The sequence below is a fragment of the Streptomyces sp. LS-MS-L19 genome (genome assembly GCF_058382285.1).
Map to the genome: position 1 here is coordinate 5,210,995 of NZ_JBYCLL010000001.1, position 19,334 is coordinate 5,230,328.

The following is a 19,334-nucleotide window of genomic DNA, read 5'->3' on the forward strand; positions in this document are numbered from 1 at the left end:
CGCGATCACCGTGATCGACTTCCGCACCGGCGCCGAGTTCCGGATGATCTCCTGGGTCGTGCTGGTCCCGGGCATCGCGGCGGCGATCTGCTCCGTAGCGGGAACCGCGGCCTTCTCCGTACTCGCCCTCGTCACCTACGTCGTCGCCGACGGCTCCTGGCCGGACCGCTACCGGTCCGGACTGCCCGACTTCGGAGCAGCGGGGGCGGGGCGGGAGTGGCGGGCCGGTGGGGGGGCCAGGAGCGGAGGCGGCGCGGGGGCCACGTGCCGGTGGGCGGGGTGGAGGAGTGGGGGCGGGGCGGGAGTGGCGAGTCGGTGCGGGGAGCGGAGCAGCGGGGGCGGGGCGGGAGGGATGCGTCGGTGTGCAGGGGCGACGAGCGGGCAGGAAAGGGACGTTTGCCGTCCTGAGAACTCCCCTTCGCAGCCGCAGCGGTTACCGTGCTGCCGTAAGTGATCGACGGGGGATGGGGAGGGACCGATGCCCGGGACCGTGCTGCTGCTCGCCGCCTCACCGGTGGGCAAGAGCTGTCTGGTGGACGCGGCGTCCGTGCTTCCCGTCCTCGCGGCCGTGCCGCCCGCCGTGCTCGCCGGCACCGACACCGCCACCGTCGTCGAACTCGCCGACCCCCTGGAACCGCAGGCCGTCCTGACCCGCCTGCGGGCCGTCGCGGCCACCCCGGGCCCGCTCACCGTGTTCGTCGCCGGCCAACTCGCCCTGGACCGGTGCCAGCACCTGCCCCACCTCGCGCTGGCCCGCACCACCCCCGCCACCGTCCGCTACACCGCGCTGCCCTGGCAGTGGATCCGCGAGGAGTTCCGGCTGCGGTCGCCGGGTTCGACGACGCTCTTCCTCGACCTGCACGCCGACGCCGAGGCGTGGGGCTGGCTGCGGACGCACGCGCTGGACTCCGGGCGCAACAACGCGGTCTTCGGGCGGATCGCGCCCCCGCCGTCCCGCCGCCGGGTCGCGGGACCGTCGTACATGAAGACGATCGCGACGATCCTGCGCAGCGGGTGGCGTCCGCCGGTCGAGCAGTTGCATCAGCAGGCGTTCACCAGGCTGGGCCCCGAGGCGTACGGGGACGTGGTGCTGACCGTGCCGCCCGCTCCGGTGGCCGTACCCGGGGGCTTCGCCCCCAGACCCCCGTACCGGCCCGAACGGCCTCGTCCGCACACACCGGCCGGGCCGGTGGTCGCGGACCAGGCCCCTCAAGCACCGGCCGCGAGTCCTCCCCAGCCGCAGGACCCGCACGTCCAGGTCACCGCCGCCGTGCAGGCCGGCCGGCACCAGGACGCCGACGCGCTCGCCCTGACGCACGAGCAGGCCGCCACCCGCAGCCACGGACCCGGCTCCGAGCAGGCCCTGCACTGGTCCGAGGTCCGCGCGGACCTCGCCATGTTCGCCAGGGACTCGGCGCGCAGCTGCCGGATCTGGCTCACGGTCGCAGAGACCCGGCTGGCCGCCGGGCAGGCGCCGGACTCGCCGGCCGTGGAGAAGGCGGTCGACCGGGCCCACCACCAGTGGGGCCAGGTCCGCGACAAGGCCCGCGCCCAGGAACTCGGCGTCCTGCTGGCCCAGTTGCGCGCCCGCGTCCCGGGCCGCCGTCCGGGAGCACTGGAGAACGTGCAGAAGCAGCTGCGAGAGTTGCAGGCCACGCCCTTCTAGTCGCAGCCTCCTGGTCGCAACCGGTCGCAACCTTGCAGTCACAGCCTTCTAGGCCAGGTACGCCAGCGCCCCGGACACCAGCGTCCGCACCCCCGGCGCGACCACGGACAGGTCGGGTGCGAAGTGCGGGCTGTGGTTGCTCGGGACCGCGTCGAACTTCTCCATCAGGTCCTCGCCGGGTGCCGCGTCCCACACCGCGGCCGGGGTGGAGGTCACGAACCAGTAGGAGTACGGGAGTTCGCCGAGCGCGAGCAGGGAGAAGTCCTCGCTGCCCATCGCCGGGCCGGGGTCGAAGACGGTGCCGGAGCCGAAGACCTCGCGGTGCACGGCGGCGATCCGGTGGTCGGTCTCCGGGTCGTTGACCGTGACCGGGAACGAGCCGCCGAGGGTCACCTCCGGCTCGCGCGGGCAGCCCGCCGCATGGCACTCGCCCTCGGCGATCCGGCGGATCGCGGCGAGCATCCGGTCCCGGACCGCCTCCGACTGGGTGCGCAGGTTGAGGGAGATGCGGGCCGTCGTGGGGATGATGTTCGGGGCCGTGCCCGCCTCGATCCGGCCGACGGTCAGGACGGCGGGCTCGCGCGGCTTGACCTCCCGGCTGACGACCGTCTGGAGCCGCGTGACGATGTAGGCGGCCGTGACCACCGGGTCGACGGTCGTCTCGGGGCGCGAGCCGTGACCGCCGCGGCCGTGCACCACGATCTCCACGTCCGTGGTCGCCGACATGATCAGGCCGGGCACGTGCGGGTAGAGCCCGGCCGGGCCCGGCGCCGCATGCTGGCCCAGCAGCACGTCAGGGCGCGGGACCCGGTCGTAGAGCCCGTCGGCGACCATCGCGGCCGCCCCGCCGCCGGTCTCCTCGGCGGGCTGCCCGACCAGCACCAGCGTCCCGGACCAGGCGTCCCGCCCGTCCGCGAGCGCCTTCGCCGCCCCCGCGAGCCAGGTCACGTGCAGGTCGTGCCCGCAGGCGTGCATCACCCCGGCCGTCTCGGAGGCGTACGGCAGCCCGGTGCGCTCCTCGACCGGCAGCGCGTCCATGTCGGCGCGCAGCAGCACGGTCGGCCCGTCACCGTTGCGCAGCACCCCCGCGACCCCGGTGCCGCCGAGACCCTGGACCGTCTCGAACCCGGCCGTCTCAAGCCGCTCGGTGAGCCGGGAAGCCGTGCGGTGCTCCCGGAACGACAGCTCGGGGTGCCGGTGCAGATCCCGGTAGAACTCCTCCAGACCGGGGAGCGGGAGATCGGCGGTGAGTTCCAGGGCGGCGCGGGCAGCGGGGGACGTCATGCGGGCAGCGTAGGCGGGGGCGGTGGCGTCGGTACGGCTCGGGTCGGGGGCCGCCGGACCTTGCTGGTCCTGGGCGTGGCGGCGGCTCGCGCCGGGAGGCCGCAGGGTCCTGCCGGTCCGGAGGCTCACCGGCACGGTCCGGAGGCGTCACTGGCACGGCTCGGGTAGGGACGCCGCCGGACCCGGCTGGTCCGGGCCTGGCGGCGGCCTTGGCCGTGGGCCGGCAGCACGGCGGGCCGGCGCCGGACGCATCGCTGAGACGGCCCTTCGGGTTGCCGAGCCGCACGCCGTGCGCCGACGCAGCGCCGACGCCGTGCGCCACCGACTCGTGCACCAGCGCCTCGTGTACCAGCGACGGGCGCGCTACCGACGCGCGCGCCGCCCACCCCGGCGCCAGCGACCCGAGTACCGCCGACCCGTGTGCCGCCCAGCCCTCTGCGCCGCCGCCCGGAAGCTGCTCGCACTGCCCGAGATGCGCCGTGCCCCCCTCCACGCGAGTAGCTCGCACCTGCCCCTCCAGCGCGCACGGTCCGGACGCGGCGTACTGGAGGACCGGCCGACGTCACTTGGTGGAACCTTTGCTTCGAGGTGTCCGTTGACGGGGTGAGATCACTCAACGAGTACCGAGGTGACGTCAATGGCACTGTTCGACCGGCTCAAGGACCAGGCCAAGAACCTCCAGCAGCAGGCCCAGGGGCGCGGCACGACGACCGGTGGGCAAGGGCACGGCGGCTCGCGCGGCGGTTCGCGGGCCCAGCTCGTCGGTGTGCTGAAGACCCAGCTCGGCTCCCTGAAGACCGAGTTGAAGAGCGGCGCGTACCGGGACGCCAGCATGGCGATGTGCGCGCTGGTCGCCGCCGCCGACGGGCAGGTGGACGCGTCCGAGATGCAGCAGATGGAGTCCCTGATCCTCGGCAACGAGGTGTTGCAGAACTTCCCGCCGGAGCAGCTGCGCCAGCGCTTCCACAAGCACGTGGACCAGCTGACCCGGAACTTCCCGCAGGGCAAGGCGGAGGCGCTGCAGGAGATCGCCAAGGCCGCCAAGAAGCCCACCGAGGCGCGCGCGGTGATCCAGACCGGCATCGTCATCGCCGGCGCGGACGGCCACTTCTCCCAGGCCGAGCAGGCGATCCTCAGGGAGGCCTGCGCGACCCTGGGCCTCCAGCCGGCGGAATTCCAGCTCTGACCGTCCCGCCTGCCGTTCGAACAGCTCCTGCCGCCCCACCAGCCGACCGACGGCGGTGGGGCGGCACACGGAGAAGCGCGGTTTTCCGACCCGTGCGCCGGGCCGCAAACGAACTCGGTGCCTGGAAGCTCGACACCGGTGAACTGCCGCTCCACAGCCGCAAGGACATGATGCTCGGTCCGGAGACCGACGGGGAGTGACCGGGGTAGGGCCGGGTCAGTCCTGGGTGGGGTCGGTGATGTGCTGGACCTGGTTCGCCTGCTCGGCCGGCCGCTCCCCCGACGCCTTCGCCGGCCCCGTGTTCGCCGCCAGGACGAGCGTGGCCACGGCCACGACCGCGGCGGCGAAACCCCTGGTGTAGCGCGCGGTGGTGCTGGTGCGTTCGAGCACGGCGACCTCGCAGCGGTGACGGTGAGTGTCCATGACGGTGGGAGCGTATTAAGCACGGTTAATACGCCGTTTAACCTAGGGGCTGCGGGAGCCGAACGGCAAGAGGGGCTAGGGGAGTTGGCCATGTCGGAGCGGGACGACCCGGGTGTCATCGGGCGACGGGTGCAGCAGTTGCGGGTCGAACGCGGGCTCACCCAGAAACAGCTGGCCGAACCGGCCTACACCCCGGCCTACATCTCCACCCTGGAGTCCGGCCGGGTACGCCCCTCCGACGACGCCCTCAGGCACCTCGCCGACCGCCTCGGCGTCGGCTTCGACGAACTCGCGACCGGCCGCCCGGCCCACCTCGTCACCGACCTGCGCCTGCGCCTCACCGAGGCCCAGCGCACCCTGGCCACCGGCGAGGCCGAGGAGTCCGCCGAGCAGTACGCCCGCCTCCTCACCGAGGCCGACGCACTCGGCCTCACCGAAGTGCGGGCCGCCGCCCTGCTCGGGCTCGGGGAGTGCGCCGTCGAGACCGGCGAGCTCGGCGCCGCCCGCCAGTACTTCGAGCGCGCCGAGCAGGCCCTCGGCGACGACGTCCCCCTGCCCGCCCGGGTCCCGGCCCTGCGCGGCCGCGCCCTCTCCCACTACCTCGCCGGTGAACTCCGCTACTCCGTCTACCTGTTGGAGTCCACCCTCGACGAACTCAACCGCGGCGGCCTCCACGACCCCGATGCCCTGCTCCTCCTCTACGCGAGCGTCATCGGCCCCTACATGGACATGGGCGCCCACGCCCGCGCCGCCCAGGCCGCCGAACTCGCCCTCGCGCTCGCCCCGCGGTCCGGCGACCCCGCCCTCGTCGCCCGCATGCACCGGTCCGTCGCCCGCACCCTCCTCGCCGAGGGCCGTCTCGCCGAGGCCGACGCCTCCCTCGCCAAGGCCGCCGAGCTCTACCGGCAGCTCCAGCTCCGTACCGAACTCGCCAACTGCCACTGGATGCGCGGCTACGTCTACGCCCAGAACGGCGAACTGGAGCGCGCCGAGGACGAGTTGCGGCAGGCCCTCGCCATGCACTCCGCCAAGCGGGCCGCCCTCTACTCCAGCCAGGCCGCCGTCGAACTCGCCGACGTGCTGCACCGGCGCGGCAAGTCCGAGGAGGCCGCCGCCCTGCTGCACGACGTGCTCAGCGACCTCAGCCCCGAGCGCGGCGCCCTGCACTCCGCCGCCGCCCACCGCCTCCTCGGCATCATCGCCGAGGACGCCCGCGACACCGAGGCCGCCGAGGAGCACTACGTCCGCGCCCTGAGCCTGCTGGAGCGGGCCGGCGCCGCCGGCGACCTGGCCGACCTGTGCCGCCTCCTGGGCGACCTGCTCCGCCGTACGGGCCGTATCGAGGCGGCCCTCGACGCGTACCGCACCGGCCTCGGCCACCGCACGGCCCCCGGCACCACGACCCTCGGCCCGGCCCCGGCACAGCCCCCTCTCTGAGGCCCGGCGCCGTTACCAGGTCCGTGCCCGCACAGTCCCCTCTGTGGTGATTCCGGGGTTGTGCACAGGTGTGCCCGGTTAGCCTGCGCGGGACATCGGAGGGCGGGCGGGGCGACGGGCGGGGCTGGGCGACGTGGGCAACGAGAGGACCGTCGGCGACGGGCTGCGGCTCGTCGTGCTCGGCGTACGGGTGCTCGTGTACGTCCTGCTCGGCGGGGCCGCGCTCCTCGCCGTCGTCACCGTCGCCTCGGTCCTCGGCCCCACCCTCGCGCTCGACCTCTACACCCCGCCCGTCGCCGCCTGGTGGACCGTCTTCACGGCCGTCTCCGTCCAGGGCGTGCCCTTCCTCCTGCTCGGCACGGTCGTCTCCGCGGCGATCGGCGCCTTCGTCCCGGAGCGCGTCTTCACCCGGCTCCTCCCGCGCAACCAGGCCCTCGCGGTACCGATGGCCGGCGCGGCGGGGGTCGTCCTGCCCGGGTGCGAGTGCGCGTCCGTCCCGGTGGCCGGGAGCCTGATGCGGCGCGGGGTCGCCCCGGCGGCCGCGCTCGCCTTCCTCCTGTCCGCGCCCGCGATCAACCCCGTGGTGCTGGTCGCGACCTCCATCGCCTTCCCCGGGCAGCCCGCGATGGTCCTCGGCCGACTCGTCGCCTCCCTCACCACCGCCGTGGTGATGGGCTGGCTGTGGGCCCGGTTCGGCCGCGAGGAGTGGCTGCGACCGCCGAAACGATCAAGCAGTACGTCCGACCGCGGGCTGCGGGCCTTCGGCGCCGGCCTCCAGCACGACTTCCTGCACGCGGGCGGCTTCCTCGTCCTCGGCGCGGCGGCCGCGGCCACCTTCAACATCACCGTGCCGCGCTCCGTGCTCGACCTCTTCACCGGCTCTGCCTGGCTGTCGGTGCTGCTGTCGGCCGTCCTCGCGGTCGTGCTGTGCGTGTGCAGCGAGGCCGACGCGTTCGTGGCGGCGTCGCTCAGCGGCTTCCCGCCCACCGCGCGGCTGGCGTTCATGGTCGTGGGGCCGATGGTCGACCTCAAGCTGATCGCGCTCCAGGCGGGCACCTTCGGCCGGACCTTCGCCGTCCGCTTCTCCTCCGCCACCTGGGCGGTGGCCGTACTGAGCAGCGTGCTCGTGGGGTGGTGGCTGCTGTGAGGCGCTACGGCCCCTGTCTCCTGCTCGTCCTGGTCGGCGCGGCCGTCCTGCGGATCTCCCTCTTCGGCGAGCTGTACCTGCGGTACGTACAGGCGGGGCTGCGGCCGTACCTGGTGGTGTCCGGCGGGGCGCTGGTGCTGCTGGGGGTGGCGATGGCGGTCGTACGGCGGGCCGGGTGGGAGGTGGATCAGGAAGGGAACCTCAGCGACGGGCATGACGTGGAGCACGGTGACGGCCCCGGCCCGGATCACGGGCACAGTCATGGTGTCGCCGGACCCCGGGTCGCCTGGCTGCTCACTCTCCCCGCTCTCGCCCTGCTCCTCTTCCCGCCGCCCGCCCTCGGCTCCTACAGCGCCGAACGCGAGGCGGCGCAGCGGGCCGCGCAGGGCGTCGGGACCTTTCCGGCCCTGCCCGCAGGGAACCCGGTCGAGCTCACGCTCGGGGAGTTCAGCTCGCGGGCCGTCTACGACAGCGGGCGCTCCCTGAGGGGCCGTACGGTCCGCATGACCGGGTTCGTGACCCACGGCGACGACGGCACCTGGTACCTCACCCGGCTGTTCGTCACCTGCTGCGCCGCCGACGCCACCACCAGCAAGGTCGAGGTGCGCGGCGCCGCGGACGGGGCGCCACCGGTCGACACCTGGGTCACCGTCACCGGCACCTGGCACCCCAAGGGACGACTCGGCACCGACAGCGCGTGGCCGCCGGTCGTGGACGCGAGCGCGGTCGAGCGGGTGGCGCAGCCGGCGGACCCGTACGAGAAGCGCTGAACCCGGGCGGCCGACACCTCGGTGCCGGCCGCCCGGGTGAGGACGCGCGGCTCCCCTCGCGCGGTCCTCCTCGGAGGCCCCCGGCCCGCGCGGGACGGCGGGAGACGCCCCGGTCGGCATCGCGGAACACGGGGACGGAAGCCTGGCGCCGGTCAGGGCGGCGGTGGGGTGCGGACGGGGCAGGGGGACGGGCGGGGAGGCATGCGGGGACACGGGCTGGGACATGGGCGGCTCCGGCACAGTTCGACGCTGTGCGGCCGCTCCCTGACCGTCACCGTCGACCGTAATGAACCGATGTGCGGTCTGTGAAGAGCGCAGGGCGGTAACCAGCGGCCCGGACCCCGGACCACGGACCACGGAGGACGAGGGCGTGGACCCCGTACGACCTCTGCCGCCGCCTGACTCGCCGCTGGGCGGCCTCGGTGGCGCGGCGTTTGGTCCCGGGGCCCAGGGGTAGCCGGGCGGTGCTTCTGGGCGGGCCCGTCATGAGTCGTGACACCCGCTCCGGGAGCCATGGCGGATAAGGGCCGCGCTGATCGAAGGAGGCGGTGGCCGTGCGGCCGAAGGACGACCGCGGCGACGCCCCCGGCGACGACCCCGGTCCGTTCCCCGGAGCGGGCGGCGGCCCCGATCCGTTCGCCGTACCGGGCGATGGCTCGGGTCTGTCCGCCGGACCGGACGACGGCTCCGGCTCGCATGACGGGTCCGGCGACGACCTGCGGCTGTCGGGCCAGAACGCCGACCGGGAACGGGAGAAGGACCGGGCGCGGGCGTCCGACCTGATCGCGGACGGGGTCCGGGGCGCGGACGCCAGGGAGATCCCGGGCCGGCTCTGCGAGGTCGCCGTACGTCTGCTGCCCGTGGTGGGCGCGAGCGTCTCCCTGCGCAGCGACGGCATGCCCGTCCAGCTGAGCGCCAGCAGCGCCCAGGCCGCCCGGCTCTCGGAGATCCAGGCCACCCTCGGCGACGGCCCCTGTGTGTACGCCGCGACGATCGGCGCCCCCGTGCTCGCCGACGACCTGACCAACGGCCGGGACGCCCGGCGCTGGCCGGTCTTCGCCCAGGAGGCGACGGCCGCCGGGGTACGGGCCGTCTACTCGATGCCGCTCGGCAACGACGCCGTGTGCGTGGGCACCCTCGACCTGTACCGGGACACGCCCGGCGCCCTCGCCACCGGTGACCTGCGCACCGCGCAACTTGTGGCCGGTGTCATGACGGTGGCCCTGATGGCCCTGCCCCAGGGGGAGGGGAATGGCCCCGACGGGGACGAGCCCTGGCTGAGCGGTTTGGCCACCGACTACGACGAGGTCTACCAGGCGGTCGGCATGATCATGGTGCAGCTCGACGTCGGCGCCGACGAGGCGCTGGCCCGGCTCCGCGCCCACGCCTTCGCGCAGAACCGCACCGCCGTCGAGGTGGCGCGCGACGTGGTCCGGCACAGGAAGAGGTTCGAGCGTGACTGACAAGTCCGGGGCACGACGACCGGCGCGTCGGCGCCGTGCCGACGTGAGGAGGCCTGGATGAACCGGGAACTGCGCCTCACCCGCGCCTTCGTGGACCTCGCGGACACCCTGCCGGCGAGCTTCGACCCGCTCGACCTGTTCGCCCGGCTCGGCGGGCACTGCACCGAGCTGCTGGCCGTCGACGCCGTGGGCGTGGTGATGGCCGCCTCACGGGGCGCGCTGCGCAACATGGTCGCCTCCGACGACGACCTCCTCCTGCTCGACCTGTTCCAGGTGCAGCAGGAGGAGAGGCCGTCCGTCGACTGCTTCCGCACCGGCGAGGTCGTCGCCGCGGACGATCTGCGGGAGGGGGCCCGCTGGCCCCGCTACACGGCGCAGGCGCTGGAGGCCGGCTATGTCTCGGTGCATGTGCTGCCGCTGCGGCTGGAGGGCCGGCCGATCGGCGCGGTGTCCCTCCTCAAGCGGGAGGCCGACGCCCTGCCGACCGAGGACCTCGCCGTCGCCCAGGGCATGAGCGACGTGGCCGCGCTGACCCTGACCCACTGGCCGACCGAGGCCCGCCGCCCGCACGACCTGCTCACCTCGCTCCAGGCCGCGGTCTCCGCGAAGGCGAGCGTGGAGCTGGCCAAGGGGCTGCTCGCGGAGTACGCGGGCATCTCCTTCAGCGAGGCCCTGGAACTGCTGCGCCGGCACGCGGAGCAGCAAGGCCGCTCCCTGACGGCCGTGGCGAGGGCCCTGGCCGAGGGCAGCCTGGCGCCGGATGACGTGGTGACGAGGCAGCCGCGCCTGTCCTGACCGCCGCGGGGGCGGCCTACGGGGGCCGGTGGCTCACGGGTTCCGGCCGCTCCGTACGGCTTCCGGTGTCTCACTGGTCTGGGTCGCTTGATACGGGTCGCTTGATACGGCTTCCGGTGCCTCACTGGCTCCGGCCGCTCACACCTGCACCCGCCCCTGCTTCCTGATCTCCGTCAGCCGCTGCGCGCCCAGCTGTACGGCCGTCTGCGTGGCGTCCGTGAGGACGTCCCCGAAGCCGCCGTTGGTCACGCTGATCGCGTCCTCCCCGACCCGGACCGCGGCCACGTCCAGCCGGAGCGTCACCGGTTCACCGTCCGGGGACTCGCCGGTCAGCAGGACGCGCAGCCCCTGCCGGGCGCTCCCCGTCTCCGGCACCTCCGCGTCCGACACCTGGACGCCGAAGACGGCACCCGTGACCGTGGTGGCGGCGAACTGGCCGCACTTCCGCGGAAGCCCCTTCATCCAGCCCAGGGTCTTGTCGATCTCGGCCGGCCGCCCGGTGAGCACCTGGTACCTCAGCTGCGCCCCGTTCCACTCGTCGTCCAGCCCGATGACCGCGCGCTGCTGGGCGTCGGGCCCGAACAGCTCGTCCGCGTACAGGGCGTCGAGCAACCGCTGGCAGCCCGGTCTGTCCGCCTTCGCCTTCAGTACCCCGTCGTGCCAGGTGGCGGTGCCCTGGGTGGGGGCCCAGGGCTCACCGAGGTCCGCGTCCGTGACGAGTGCGGCCTGGGCCATCTCCTCGGTGAGGGCGGAGGAGGCGGCGGACGCCTTCGGGGACGCCGGGGCCGCGCTGGTGGGCCGGGTGATCGGGGGCTTGGGAGCGGTGGGCGGGGTGGACAGCGCGGAACACGCGGTGGCGCCGAGCAGCACGGCGAGAGCGAACGCGGCGGCGGGGACACGGGACGGGGTCATGCCTCCAAGTGATCACCGGGTTCAGGGAGGTCACCAGCGGTCCGGGCCGTACGGGTTAAGGAACCGCCCGCTCCACGCCACGGGTCACTCCCGCTCCCCCTCCCGCTCGACGAGCTCCACGGCCAGGTCGCGGGCGTACTCGATCGGAGCCGGGAAGACGCGCAGGCCGTGGGCGACCATGGCGCCCTCGTGGAGCAGCATGAGCGCGCGGGCCTGTGCGGGGGCGAGGTCGGTGAAGAGCCGGAGCATCCACTGCTTCTGGCCGGTGATGACCGCGTACGCCGGATGCGTGGGGTCGCTGATCTCGGCATGGGCGTTGACCATGCCGCACCCCTTGGGGCTGTTGTCGTCCATCCACGCCCGGGAGGCGTCGAAGACGAGGCGGACCCGCTCCGCGGCCCCCACCCCCTCCAACCGCTGAAGTCGCTCTAGGAGATACGCCCGCCAGCGCTCGTCCCGGTCCGCGAGGTACTCGACGACGATCTGCTCCTTGGAGCCGAACCGGTCGTAGAGCGTCTTCTTCGTCACCCCGGCCTCGGCGGCGATCAGGTCGACGCCGACCGCGTGGATGCCGCGCTCGTAGAACAGCCGGGACGCGGCGGCGAGGGCGCGCCGCGCGCCGGGGGTCATGACGATGCGCCGGACCTGCGAAGTTTCCTCTCCCACGGCCTCAACTATACCGATCTGTATAGTGGTGGAGGCAAGGACGTATACAGATCTGTCTAGTCACGGGTGGTGACTCCCATGAACGTCCTGCTCTCCGCGGCCTTCGTCCTGTGCTGGAGCTCGGGATTCGTGGGCGCCAAGCTGGGCACGGAGGACGCCGGCGCGACGACCCTCCTGATGTGGCGCTTCCTGCCCCTGGCGGCGGTCCTGGCCGGGGCGGCCGTACACCGGCGGGGCCGGTCGGCGTGGCGCTCCCTGACCCCTGGGGACCTCACCCGCCAGGCGGTGATCGGCCTGCTCTCCCAGAGCGGCTACCTGCTCACCGTCTACTACGCCATCCAGCTGGGCGTCTCCAGCGGTACGACGGCCCTGATCGACGGCACCCAGCCCCTGGTCGCGGGAGCACTGGCCGGCCCGTTGCTGAGGGAGTACGTCTCCCCGCGCCAGTGGTTGGGCCTGTGCCTGGGCCTGGCGGGAGTCGCCCTGGTCACGACGGCGGACGCGGCCGCGACGCGGGGCGTGGCCTGGTGGACGTACGTGGTCCCGTTCGCAGGGATGCTCTCGTTGGTCGCAGCGACCTTCCTGGACCGCCGCTCCCGCATCCAGGTGACCCCGGCCGTCTCGATGACGGTCCACTGCACGACGAGCGCGCTGGTCTTCACGGCGATGGCCTTCATGACCGGCACCGCGACCCCACCGGTGTCGGCCTCCTTCTGGCTCGCCACGCTGTGGCTGATCACCCTCTCCACGTTCGGCGGCTACGGCCTCTACTGGCTCGTCCTCCAACGCTCCGGAGTCACCGAGGTCAACACCCTGATGTTCCTGATGGCCCCGGTGACGGCGGTCTGGGGAGCGGCGATGTTCGACGAGCCCTTCACGACGCAGACGGCACTGGGCTTGGGAGTCGCCTTGGTTGCGGCGGGGCTGGTGCGCGGCGCGAGTTCCCGTACGCCGAACGCCCCCAAGGACCAGACCGAAGCCACCCACTCCCGCTGAGGTCGGTCGAGCCGAACGTCACGTGTGCGGAGCCGCCCGCCACGTTGCTCTCTGTCCGTTGTACGGAGAGTGCGTCCTCAGAGATGGATACACCCAAGGGGGCACGGCTCGGGTTGGACAGTCAGGACCGGAGCTCCGACAGTTCTGGGTTGGCCGCGAGTCTGGGGTACTCCACGCTGAGCTGCGTCAGCACGTCTTCTCGGAGGGTCAGCCAGGCGTTCTTGAGATCGATGCGTTCGCAGACAGCCTGTGCTGGTGCATAGGTGCATAAGACCCGTACCTTCTCGCCTTCCGGGAAGAAGCTGATCAGCTCGGCGTTCTCCGTGAAGCCGATCGTCGTCCGTTCGCCCCGCTCCAGATGTTCGAGTGCACCCTTCATCGACCACAGGAAGTCGAAGACGGGCGTCCACGACCACGGTGGGGTCAGGTCGCTCTCGCCGATCGTGAACGTAAGGTCCGACAAGAAGTAGTACCAGCGCAGGTCAGCACGGCTGACGACGGCGAGGTCCACTTCTTCGCGGTTCTCCTGGCCTTGGTCCACGTAGGGGCCGGTCCGGCGGTATTCCATCCTGATCATTTGTCCCCTGTCATCGGTAGCGCGTAGCGCGATGCGACTGCCCATCATTCGCGACGGGTCGGCGGAGTCTCAGTGGTGGAGTTGTTTCCAGAAGTGGCTCCATGACGTACGAAGTTGATGCGGCTCGCCTTCGGGGTGGGATGTGACGATCGAGACGGTCGACAACCCGGGGTGGTTCGTCAAGATCAGCCTTGGGGAGACGGAGTTGGCCGACCGGGAGCATCCCCGTCTGCGGGTTGCTCGGGACGAGGACGACTGGGGCATGGCGTGGACGTCTGAGCAGACGTTTCACCTCACCTGCGGGCCCGGCAATCTGGCCGAGGCGCTCTCGCTGTTCCGGACCTGGGCGACCGAGGCCGTCGCGGAAGAGAGTTGATCGAAGTTCCGCACGCCGCGAGCGTGTGTCTGCCGTTCCGGCGGACGACGTCATTTCCAGTCCGGGTCCAGGTCGAGTTCCGCCCACACCGTCTTCCCGACCGTCAGCCTCTCCACCGCCCAACGCCCCGCCAGCACCCGCACGATGAGCAGCCCCCGGCCGAACTGGTCGTCAGCGTCGGGGAGTCGGGGACCGGGGAGGCGCTCACCCCTCGGGTCCGTTACCGCGATCCGGAGTGCCGTGGGGGTGAGAGACGTCTCGACTCGGAACAGGCGGTCCCGTAGGCAGCCGTGCAGCAGGGCGTTCGTGCACAACTCGCTCGCCACCAGCGCCGCGTCGCCGGCCAGGCCCGGATGGCCCCAGTCCACGGCGAGTTCGGCGACGTGTCTGCGGGCGAGGGGGATGCTGCGGGGGTACGGGGTGTAACTGACCTCGTCGTGGCGGTCGTAGGGCTTGGGCGGGCCCGGAGGGCAGGAGTCGGTCACGGGAGCGCATCTCCTTGTGCGAGGTCGACGACGGGTGGGGTGGCTCCGCCGTGCGGGCAGCACGGTGCACTTCCGCCAACCAGTGTCGCTGAGTGGCCTGTTGAGTACCGACGGTAGTGATGTTCGATCCTGACGTGCAAGCAGTCTCAGGGAAATATGTCTCCGTATGAGCTTGCGAGGCGGCTTCGGTGAGTCGCACACTGGCCGCGATCAGGAGGTGACCCACGTGTCTGCAAGCCAGTTCGCTCGCGGCAACCGCGTATCGACCGTCCTCGCGCGCAAGTTGGGCGGTGAACTGCTGCGGCTGCGGGACGTGGTCGGGCTGACCCAGCCGCAGGCTGCGGAGGCGTTGTCGGCGACCGCTGCCAAGGTGGCCAAGATGGAGCGCGGTTGGGTGCCGTTCCGCGATCCCGACATCAGGATCCTGTGCGAGCTGTACGGCGTCGCCGACGCGAAGGCCGTGCAGCGGTTGCTGGACCTGGCCAGGACCGACCGGGAGCGCCGCAAGGCCAAGGGGTGGTGGAACCAGTACCCCGAGCTGAAGTCACTCGTGGAGTACGTGGCGTTGGAAGACATCGCGACCGGTGTCCGGACGTGGCAAGGAGCCTTCGTCCCGGGCCTCCTCCAGACGCCGGACTACGCCAGGGCGCTGGCGATCGGCAACGCCGACTGGGACGAACCGGGTGAGATCGAGCGCTTCGTGGAGGCCAAGGTCGCGCGGCAGGCGAGACTGGCGGACAGCCGCCCGCTCGACCTGTGGGCCGTGGTCGGCGAAGGAGCACTGCGCCAGCTGGTCGGCGGCCGTGACGTCATGCGTGTCCAACTGGAGCGGCTGGTCGAGGCCTCCCGGCTCCCCAACGTCAAGCTTCAGGTGGTCCCGTTCCTCGCCGGTTCGCACCCCGGCATGACCAGTGCCTTCAGCGTCGTCTCCTTCGCGGAGCCGGGCGCGATGGACGTGGTCTACATGGACACGACCTCGTCTACGCTGTGGCTGGAGAGCGAGGCGGACGCCGCCCGTCACAACGTCAAGTTCGAGCGGATCGCAAGGAACGGACTCGCTCTTCGCGATTCCGTCGAGCTGATCGAACGTATCCGCAAGGAGCTGTGAGCCGTGCCGCACTTCGAGTTCGCCAAGTCCAGCCACAGCAGCGGGAACGGCGAGTGCGTCGAAGTCGCCCGCAACATACCCACCGCCGTGGCCGTCCGTGACACCAAGCACCTGGACGGTCCGGTGCTCCTGGTCACCCCCGGCGCATGGTCCCCCTTCCTGGGCTCCCTGCGGGGTGACCGGCCCGAATAGTCTGCCGGGCCCGGATCAAGGCGAGTCCTCGATACTTCAGTCCTGGCGCCGCGTCGCAGTCAGGTGAGGTGAGTACCACGGACGTTCTCTGCCCTTATGCCCACCGCTACGACCTGAGGCGCCACAGGCCCCTGACCCGGATCGACATCGACGAGGACGCCCTGGAACGCGTCATGACCCTGGCCGGGGTCATGACCGAGGACGAGGCGGTCAACCTCGCCCTGAGCTTCTACGTCGAGCAGCAGGAGCGGGCCGCGCGCATCAGTCGGAACCATGAGCGGGCGTATGAGTGGGGCGCAGTCGGGGACGCCGAGCGCCTGCACCAGGCGGAGAAGGCCGACCGATGAGCTACCTGCTCGACACGTCCGGTGTGCCGAGTTCCTCCAGACCTCGTCAGGACACCTGCTTCAGCAACCCCCGTACCGCCTCGTCCACCACCCGGTACCGCACCACCCGTCCCTCCTTCTCGCCCGCCACCACCCCCGCCGCCCGCAGCAGGCGGAGGGCCTGGGAGACGGCGGGGTCGTTCATGCCCGTTGCGATCGCGAGGTCGGAGACCGCGAGGGGGCCGGTGCGGTGCAGGGCGAGGAGGAGGGAGAGGCGGTTGGGGTCGGCGAGGAGGGCGAAGCGGTCGGACCAGGTGCGGACGTCCCCCGGGTCGCCGATCGCGGCGATGGCGTCGCACACCCGGTGTCCGTCGATGCTGCGGCGGTCGGCTCGGTCGGCCGGGACGAGGTGCATGGGGGTCATCCTCGCAGGCCGCACTATGTGATCTTCCATACCTGCGCAGGTGCGCAGCTATGCAGGGGAGGCCGGCACGCCCTACGGTGGGCGGGCCGTGGTGCTCGGGAAGCCGGTGACGACCCCTCAAGGTCCAGACCGGCGCGGCCCTCGCCACTGTGATCGGGAAGTGTCCGTGCTGTCGAAGCCACTGGTCGTACGACTGGGAAGGCAGGCGCGGACACGCACGACCCGTAAGCCAGGAGACCGGCCACGGCACGTCAGGAACTGATCCACGAGGTGTTGGAGCTGACCGTATGACCGAGCCTGCCCTGTCCAAGGCCGCCGCCCCCGCCACCGGTGCCAGTACCGCCGGAGGCTTCCGCTGGCGGCGTGAGGACACCGTCAAGACCGTCGGACTGCTCGCGGCGATCGCCGCCCTGCACGTCGTCGCCTTCGGCATTCTCTTCCTGCTCGTCGTCCCCGCCCACTACGAGGTCGGCACCAAGGCCTTCGGCGTGGGACTCGGCATCACCGCCTACACCCTCGGCATGCGGCACGCCTTCGACGCCGACCACATCGCCGCGATCGACAACACCACCCGCAAGCTGATGGCCGACGGCAAGCGGCCGGTGTCGGTGGGGTTCTGGTTCGCCCTCGGACACTCCAGCGTCGTCGTCCTGCTCGCCGCGCTCATCGCGGGCGGCACCCAGCTCGCCGGCAAGGTCATGAACGAGGGCTCCAGCACCCACCAGGTGCTCGGGTTCCTCGGTACGACGATCTCCGGCACCTTCCTCTACCTCATCGCCGCCCTCAACCTGGTCGCCCTGGTGGGCATCCTGAAGGTCTTCCGGGCGATGCGGGCGGGGTCGTACGACGAGAAGGAGCTGGAGCAGCATCTCGACTCGCGCGGGTTCATGAACCGGATCCTCGGACGCCTCACCAAGTCCATCACCCGGCCGGGGCAGATGTTCCCGCTGGGGTTCCTCTTCGGGCTCGGCTTCGACACCGCCACCGAGGTCACGCTGATGGTGATGGCCGGGTCGGGAGCGGCGGCCGGGCTGCCCTGGTACGCCATCCTGTGCCTGCCGCTGCTCTTCGCCGCCGGGATGAGCCTGTTCGACACCCTCGACGGCACCTTCATGAACTTCGCCTACCAGTGGGCCTTCTCCAACCCGGTGCGCAAGGTGTTCTACAACCTCGCCATCACCGGGCTGTCCATCGCGGTCGCCTTCTTCATCGGCACGATCGAGCTGGTCGGCGTGCTGCACGACAAGTTCGACCTCACCGACGCCCTCACCACCTGGATCGCCGAGATCGATCTCGACAACGTCGGTTACGTCATCGTCGGACTGTTCGTGGTGGTGTGGGCGGCGGCGATCGCCTACTGGCGGCTGGCGAAGGTCGAGCAGCGGTGGGGCGTCAGCAGTTCCTGATGGACCAGATCGGGCTCCAGTTGTAGTTGTTGCTGCTGCCACCGGGGCCGACCGAGGTGACGGTGCCGCCGTCCTTGCCGTTGAAGTGCGCGGTCACGCCGCCGGTCTGGGAGTTGCGGTAGGAGCCGGTGCCGACCCAGTTGGAGAGGGTGTAGGTGTCGCAGTAGTAGAAGTAGTAGACGACGTAGTCGCCGCGCGTGGCGTCCCAGGTCGCGGTGCACAGGTTGCCGCTCTCGCAGGTGATGGACTCGCGCGCGGCCACGTGCAGGATCTTGTTGGGCTTCGGCCAGGCCGTCGGCGGCTCCGCGGCGGCCCCGGCCGGCAGCGCCGAGGCGGGCGGCGCGGCCGGCATGGTCAGGACCTGCCGGAAGTCGCGGTTGTCCGGGGCCGCGCCGGCGGGTGCCGCCGTGCACACGGCCGCCAGCGCGAGTCCCAGGGCACCGATGCCCGCGAGCAGTGAAGGTCGTCGTACGTCACGCATGTGGTGTCGAACCCCCTGTGGAAAAGGACATCCCTCGTGCCCACAGGCTGACTTCGGCCCGTCGTCCCCCGCCACTCCCTGAAGCCCTGCCTTAAACGGAGCCCGTCCCTCTCAGACTGAGCCCGTCCCTTCGAGCAGCGTCCGCCCCGCCGGGGTGATGGTGTGCACGACATGCCTGCCCCGGCGCACGCTCAGCAGCAGGCCGGCCCGGCGCAGTACCGCCGTGTGCTGGCTCGCGGCCGCCCCGGAGATGCTCAGCCGCTGGGCGAGTTCGCCGGTCGTACGGCCGGTCACGGTCTCCTCGAGGATCGCCGCGCGGGTCCGGCCGACGAGCGCGGCGAGGCCCCCGCCGGACGCGGGGCGGCCGGGTGGGCGGACCCAGCCGAGGGCCGGCTGGATCGGGTAGACGAGGACCGGCGGCAGCTCCGGCGCGGCCACCGTGACCGGTCTGCGCAGGCAGAACAGGGACGGCTGGAGCAGCAACCCCCGCCCGCCGAGCCGGAGTTCACGCCTGACGGGATAGTCGGCCTCCAGCACCGGCGGCCGCCAGCGCAGCACGGGGTGGAAGCTCGCCAGCAGCCCGTCGGTCCCCCCTTCGAGCACCTCGCGGGCCCGGACGGCCCGGTCGGCGTCCACCTGGGCCCGGATGTGCGGCCAGAACGGGGCGAGCGCGTGCCGGTGGTAGCCGTGCAGGGCGGCGCCCAGGCGGCGCAGCGCCGGGGGTTCGCCGTCGGCCAGGGCACGGGCCTCGGACGGCAGCGGGCGGCTGCGGCGCGGGGAGGCGGCGAACGCGGTCAGGTCCCTGCGCAGGGCGGTGCGGGGCGTGCGCAGCACCGTGTCGACGGCGTCCTCCAGGTCGTAGCGGCCGTCGAGGTGGGGGGTGAGGAAGTCCGGTGTGTAGCCGCGCGCCGGCAGCAGGGCGGCGAGCAGCGCGTGCGCGGGGCGCAGCCGGGCGCGGACCAGCCGCCGCCAGTCGCCGAAGAGCAGCGGGGCGTCCTGCCCGGCCAGCGCCTGGAAGCTGTTGGTGATCTCCCAGAGCGGATCGGGGGCGGCGGCCACCCGCACGCGTGCGAGGTCGTCGGCGGTGAAGTGCACCCGCAGCATGGGGAGTTCTCCGATGGTGGTCGGTCATCGGGTGGACGGCGGTGCCCCCTGACACTGACCGACCCCGGGGCGCCGGGGCAAGGGGGCATTCGGTCACCCCTGCCTTCGGC

22 protein-coding genes and 1 riboswitch are annotated in these 19,334 nt (G+C 72.2%); of the genes, 13 read left to right on the forward strand and 9 right to left on the reverse strand.

All coding sequences use genetic code 11. The annotated features are described in order from the left end of the window. The first annotated feature begins 478 nt into the window (after positions 1-478). Positions 479-1,666, forward strand: coding sequence for a hypothetical protein (locus tag AC2XR2_RS23325; RefSeq protein WP_491516190.1), 1,188 nt, complete (start codon positions 479-481; stop codon positions 1,664-1,666). Positions 1,667-1,714: 48 nt separating this feature from the next. On the opposite strand, the gene AC2XR2_RS23330 is transcribed toward AC2XR2_RS23325, so the two are convergent. Beyond that, a complete protein-coding gene (locus AC2XR2_RS23330) occupies positions 1,715-2,950 on the reverse strand; it encodes an amidohydrolase (protein ID WP_491516191.1) in 1,236 nt (411 codons plus the stop codon). 637 nt (positions 2,951-3,587) lie between these two features. On the opposite strand from AC2XR2_RS23330, the gene AC2XR2_RS23335 reads away from it, so the two are divergent. Further along, positions 3,588-4,136, forward strand: a complete 549-nt coding sequence (locus tag AC2XR2_RS23335; RefSeq protein WP_330265650.1) for a tellurite resistance TerB family protein — start codon at positions 3,588-3,590, stop codon at positions 4,134-4,136. 216 nt (positions 4,137-4,352) lie between these two features. Here AC2XR2_RS23335 and AC2XR2_RS23340 read toward each other — a convergent pair whose 3' ends face one another. Next, a complete protein-coding gene (locus tag AC2XR2_RS23340) occupies positions 4,353-4,559 on the reverse strand; it encodes a hypothetical protein (RefSeq protein ID WP_330269860.1) in 207 nt (68 codons plus the stop codon). Positions 4,560-4,649: 90 nt separating this feature from the next. On the opposite strand from AC2XR2_RS23340, the gene AC2XR2_RS23345 reads away from it, so the two are divergent. From AC2XR2_RS23345 to AC2XR2_RS23365, 5 genes are all read left to right on the forward strand, one after another. Continuing rightward, complete coding sequence (locus tag AC2XR2_RS23345; protein WP_491516192.1) at positions 4,650-5,996, forward strand: helix-turn-helix domain-containing protein; 1,347 nt, start codon at positions 4,650-4,652, stop codon at positions 5,994-5,996. 133 nt (positions 5,997-6,129) lie between these two features. After that, a complete protein-coding gene (locus AC2XR2_RS23350) occupies positions 6,130-7,143 on the forward strand; it encodes a permease (RefSeq protein ID WP_491516193.1) in 1,014 nt (337 codons plus the stop codon). Next, positions 7,140-7,913 carry a TIGR03943 family putative permease subunit gene (locus AC2XR2_RS23355; protein ID WP_491518485.1) on the forward strand — a complete coding sequence of 258 codons (774 nt, stop codon included), beginning with the start codon at positions 7,140-7,142 and terminating at the stop codon, positions 7,911-7,913. The genes AC2XR2_RS23350 and AC2XR2_RS23355 overlap by 4 nt, the downstream gene beginning before the upstream one ends. 548 nt (positions 7,914-8,461) lie before the next feature. Further along, positions 8,462-9,376 carry a GAF and ANTAR domain-containing protein gene (locus AC2XR2_RS23360; RefSeq protein ID WP_491516194.1) on the forward strand — a complete coding sequence of 305 codons (915 nt, stop codon included), beginning with the start codon at positions 8,462-8,464 and terminating at the stop codon, positions 9,374-9,376. Between the two features lie 57 nt (positions 9,377-9,433). Further along, positions 9,434-10,171: a GAF and ANTAR domain-containing protein gene (locus AC2XR2_RS23365; protein WP_491516195.1), complete on the forward strand. Its 738-nt coding sequence runs from the start codon at positions 9,434-9,436 to the stop codon at positions 10,169-10,171. 138 nt (positions 10,172-10,309) lie between these two features. Here the strand turns inward: AC2XR2_RS23365 and AC2XR2_RS23370 are convergent, their stop codons facing one another. Continuing rightward, positions 10,310-11,083: a hypothetical protein gene (locus AC2XR2_RS23370; protein ID WP_381303913.1), complete on the reverse strand. Its 774-nt coding sequence runs from the start codon at positions 11,081-11,083 to the stop codon at positions 10,310-10,312. 84 nt (positions 11,084-11,167) lie between these two features. Beyond that, positions 11,168-11,713, reverse strand: a complete 546-nt coding sequence (locus AC2XR2_RS23375; RefSeq protein WP_491518486.1) for a TetR/AcrR family transcriptional regulator — start codon at positions 11,711-11,713, stop codon at positions 11,168-11,170. Between the two features lie 114 nt (positions 11,714-11,827). On the opposite strand from AC2XR2_RS23375, the gene AC2XR2_RS23380 reads away from it, so the two are divergent. After that, positions 11,828-12,745 carry a DMT family transporter gene (locus tag AC2XR2_RS23380; protein WP_491516196.1) on the forward strand — a complete coding sequence of 306 codons (918 nt, stop codon included), beginning with the start codon at positions 11,828-11,830 and terminating at the stop codon, positions 12,743-12,745. A 121-nt stretch (positions 12,746-12,866) separates the two neighbouring features. Here AC2XR2_RS23380 and AC2XR2_RS23385 read toward each other — a convergent pair whose 3' ends face one another. Beyond that, on the reverse strand, positions 12,867-13,322 hold the full coding sequence (locus AC2XR2_RS23385; RefSeq protein WP_491516197.1) for a hypothetical protein: 456 nt from the start codon (positions 13,320-13,322) through the stop codon (positions 12,867-12,869). Positions 13,323-13,464: 142 nt separating this feature from the next. On the opposite strand from AC2XR2_RS23385, the gene AC2XR2_RS23390 reads away from it, so the two are divergent. Then, complete coding sequence (locus AC2XR2_RS23390; protein ID WP_491516198.1) at positions 13,465-13,698, forward strand: Imm53 family immunity protein; 234 nt, start codon at positions 13,465-13,467, stop codon at positions 13,696-13,698. A 50-nt stretch (positions 13,699-13,748) separates the two neighbouring features. On the opposite strand, the gene AC2XR2_RS23395 is transcribed toward AC2XR2_RS23390, so the two are convergent. Further along, the gene (locus tag AC2XR2_RS23395; RefSeq protein WP_491516199.1) at positions 13,749-14,183 is read right to left on the reverse strand and encodes an ATP-binding protein; all 435 of its coding nucleotides are present in this window, start codon (positions 14,181-14,183) and stop codon (positions 13,749-13,751) included. A 226-nt stretch (positions 14,184-14,409) separates the two neighbouring features. On the opposite strand from AC2XR2_RS23395, the gene AC2XR2_RS23400 reads away from it, so the two are divergent. From AC2XR2_RS23400 to AC2XR2_RS23410, 3 genes are all read left to right on the forward strand, one after another. Further along, on the forward strand, positions 14,410-15,291 hold the full coding sequence (locus AC2XR2_RS23400) for a DUF5753 domain-containing protein (protein WP_491516200.1): 882 nt from the start codon (positions 14,410-14,412) through the stop codon (positions 15,289-15,291). 3 nt (positions 15,292-15,294) lie between these two features. Beyond that, on the forward strand, positions 15,295-15,483 hold the full coding sequence (locus AC2XR2_RS23405; protein WP_491516201.1) for a DUF397 domain-containing protein: 189 nt from the start codon (positions 15,295-15,297) through the stop codon (positions 15,481-15,483). Between the two features lie 68 nt (positions 15,484-15,551). Beyond that, complete coding sequence (locus tag AC2XR2_RS23410) at positions 15,552-15,830, forward strand: type II toxin-antitoxin system VapB family antitoxin (RefSeq protein WP_491516202.1); 279 nt, start codon at positions 15,552-15,554, stop codon at positions 15,828-15,830. A gap of 46 nt (positions 15,831-15,876) precedes the next feature. Here the strand turns inward: AC2XR2_RS23410 and AC2XR2_RS23415 are convergent, their stop codons facing one another. After that, on the reverse strand, positions 15,877-16,224 hold the full coding sequence (locus AC2XR2_RS23415; RefSeq protein WP_330265641.1) for an ArsR/SmtB family transcription factor: 348 nt from the start codon (positions 16,222-16,224) through the stop codon (positions 15,877-15,879). Positions 16,225-16,305: 81 nt separating this feature from the next. Further along, positions 16,306-16,493, forward strand: a riboswitch (cobalamin riboswitch). A gap of 27 nt (positions 16,494-16,520) precedes the next feature. On the opposite strand from AC2XR2_RS23415, the gene nicT reads away from it, so the two are divergent. Next, positions 16,521-17,639 (forward strand): Nickel transporter NicT, encoded by a 1,119-nt coding sequence (nicT, locus tag AC2XR2_RS23420; RefSeq protein ID WP_449348787.1) that lies wholly within the window; start codon positions 16,521-16,523, stop codon positions 17,637-17,639. On the opposite strand, the gene AC2XR2_RS23425 is transcribed toward nicT, so the two are convergent. Next, positions 17,626-18,120, reverse strand: coding sequence for a hypothetical protein (locus AC2XR2_RS23425; RefSeq protein WP_491516203.1), 495 nt, complete (start codon positions 18,118-18,120; stop codon positions 17,626-17,628). The two genes, nicT and AC2XR2_RS23425, sit on opposite strands and share 14 nt — an antisense overlap. 111 nt (positions 18,121-18,231) lie before the next feature. Continuing rightward, complete coding sequence (locus tag AC2XR2_RS23430) at positions 18,232-19,224, reverse strand: ArsR/SmtB family transcription factor (RefSeq protein WP_491516204.1); 993 nt, start codon at positions 19,222-19,224, stop codon at positions 18,232-18,234. Positions 19,225-19,334: the final 110 nt, after the last annotated feature.

Excerpts from the sequence above, each read along its gene's own strand:
- AC2XR2_RS23325 (WP_491516190.1), top strand. The coding sequence starts at position 479 with ATGCCCGGGACCGTGCTGCTGCTCGCCGCCTCACCGGTGGGCAAGAGC.
- AC2XR2_RS23330 (WP_491516191.1), bottom strand. The coding sequence starts at position 2,950 with ATGACGTCCCCCGCTGCCCGCGCCGCCCTGGAACTCACCGCCGATCTC.
- AC2XR2_RS23335 (WP_330265650.1), top strand. The coding sequence starts at position 3,588 with ATGGCACTGTTCGACCGGCTCAAGGACCAGGCCAAGAACCTCCAGCAG.
- AC2XR2_RS23340 (WP_330269860.1), bottom strand. The coding sequence starts at position 4,559 with ATGGACACTCACCGTCACCGCTGCGAGGTCGCCGTGCTCGAACGCACC.
- AC2XR2_RS23345 (WP_491516192.1), top strand. The coding sequence starts at position 4,650 with ATGTCGGAGCGGGACGACCCGGGTGTCATCGGGCGACGGGTGCAGCAG.
- AC2XR2_RS23365 (WP_491516195.1), top strand. The coding sequence starts at position 9,434 with ATGAACCGGGAACTGCGCCTCACCCGCGCCTTCGTGGACCTCGCGGAC.
- AC2XR2_RS23370 (WP_381303913.1), bottom strand. The coding sequence starts at position 11,083 with ATGACCCCGTCCCGTGTCCCCGCCGCCGCGTTCGCTCTCGCCGTGCTG.
- AC2XR2_RS23375 (WP_491518486.1), bottom strand. The coding sequence starts at position 11,713 with ATGACCCCCGGCGCGCGGCGCGCCCTCGCCGCCGCGTCCCGGCTGTTC.
- AC2XR2_RS23380 (WP_491516196.1), top strand. The coding sequence starts at position 11,828 with ATGAACGTCCTGCTCTCCGCGGCCTTCGTCCTGTGCTGGAGCTCGGGA.
- AC2XR2_RS23385 (WP_491516197.1), bottom strand. The coding sequence starts at position 13,322 with ATGATCAGGATGGAATACCGCCGGACCGGCCCCTACGTGGACCAAGGC.
- AC2XR2_RS23415 (WP_330265641.1), bottom strand. The coding sequence starts at position 16,224 with ATGCACCTCGTCCCGGCCGACCGAGCCGACCGCCGCAGCATCGACGGA.
- nicT (WP_449348787.1), top strand. The coding sequence starts at position 16,521 with ATGACCGAGCCTGCCCTGTCCAAGGCCGCCGCCCCCGCCACCGGTGCC.
- AC2XR2_RS23425 (WP_491516203.1), bottom strand. The coding sequence starts at position 18,120 with ATGCGTGACGTACGACGACCTTCACTGCTCGCGGGCATCGGTGCCCTG.
- AC2XR2_RS23430 (WP_491516204.1), bottom strand. The coding sequence starts at position 19,224 with ATGCTGCGGGTGCACTTCACCGCCGACGACCTCGCACGCGTGCGGGTG.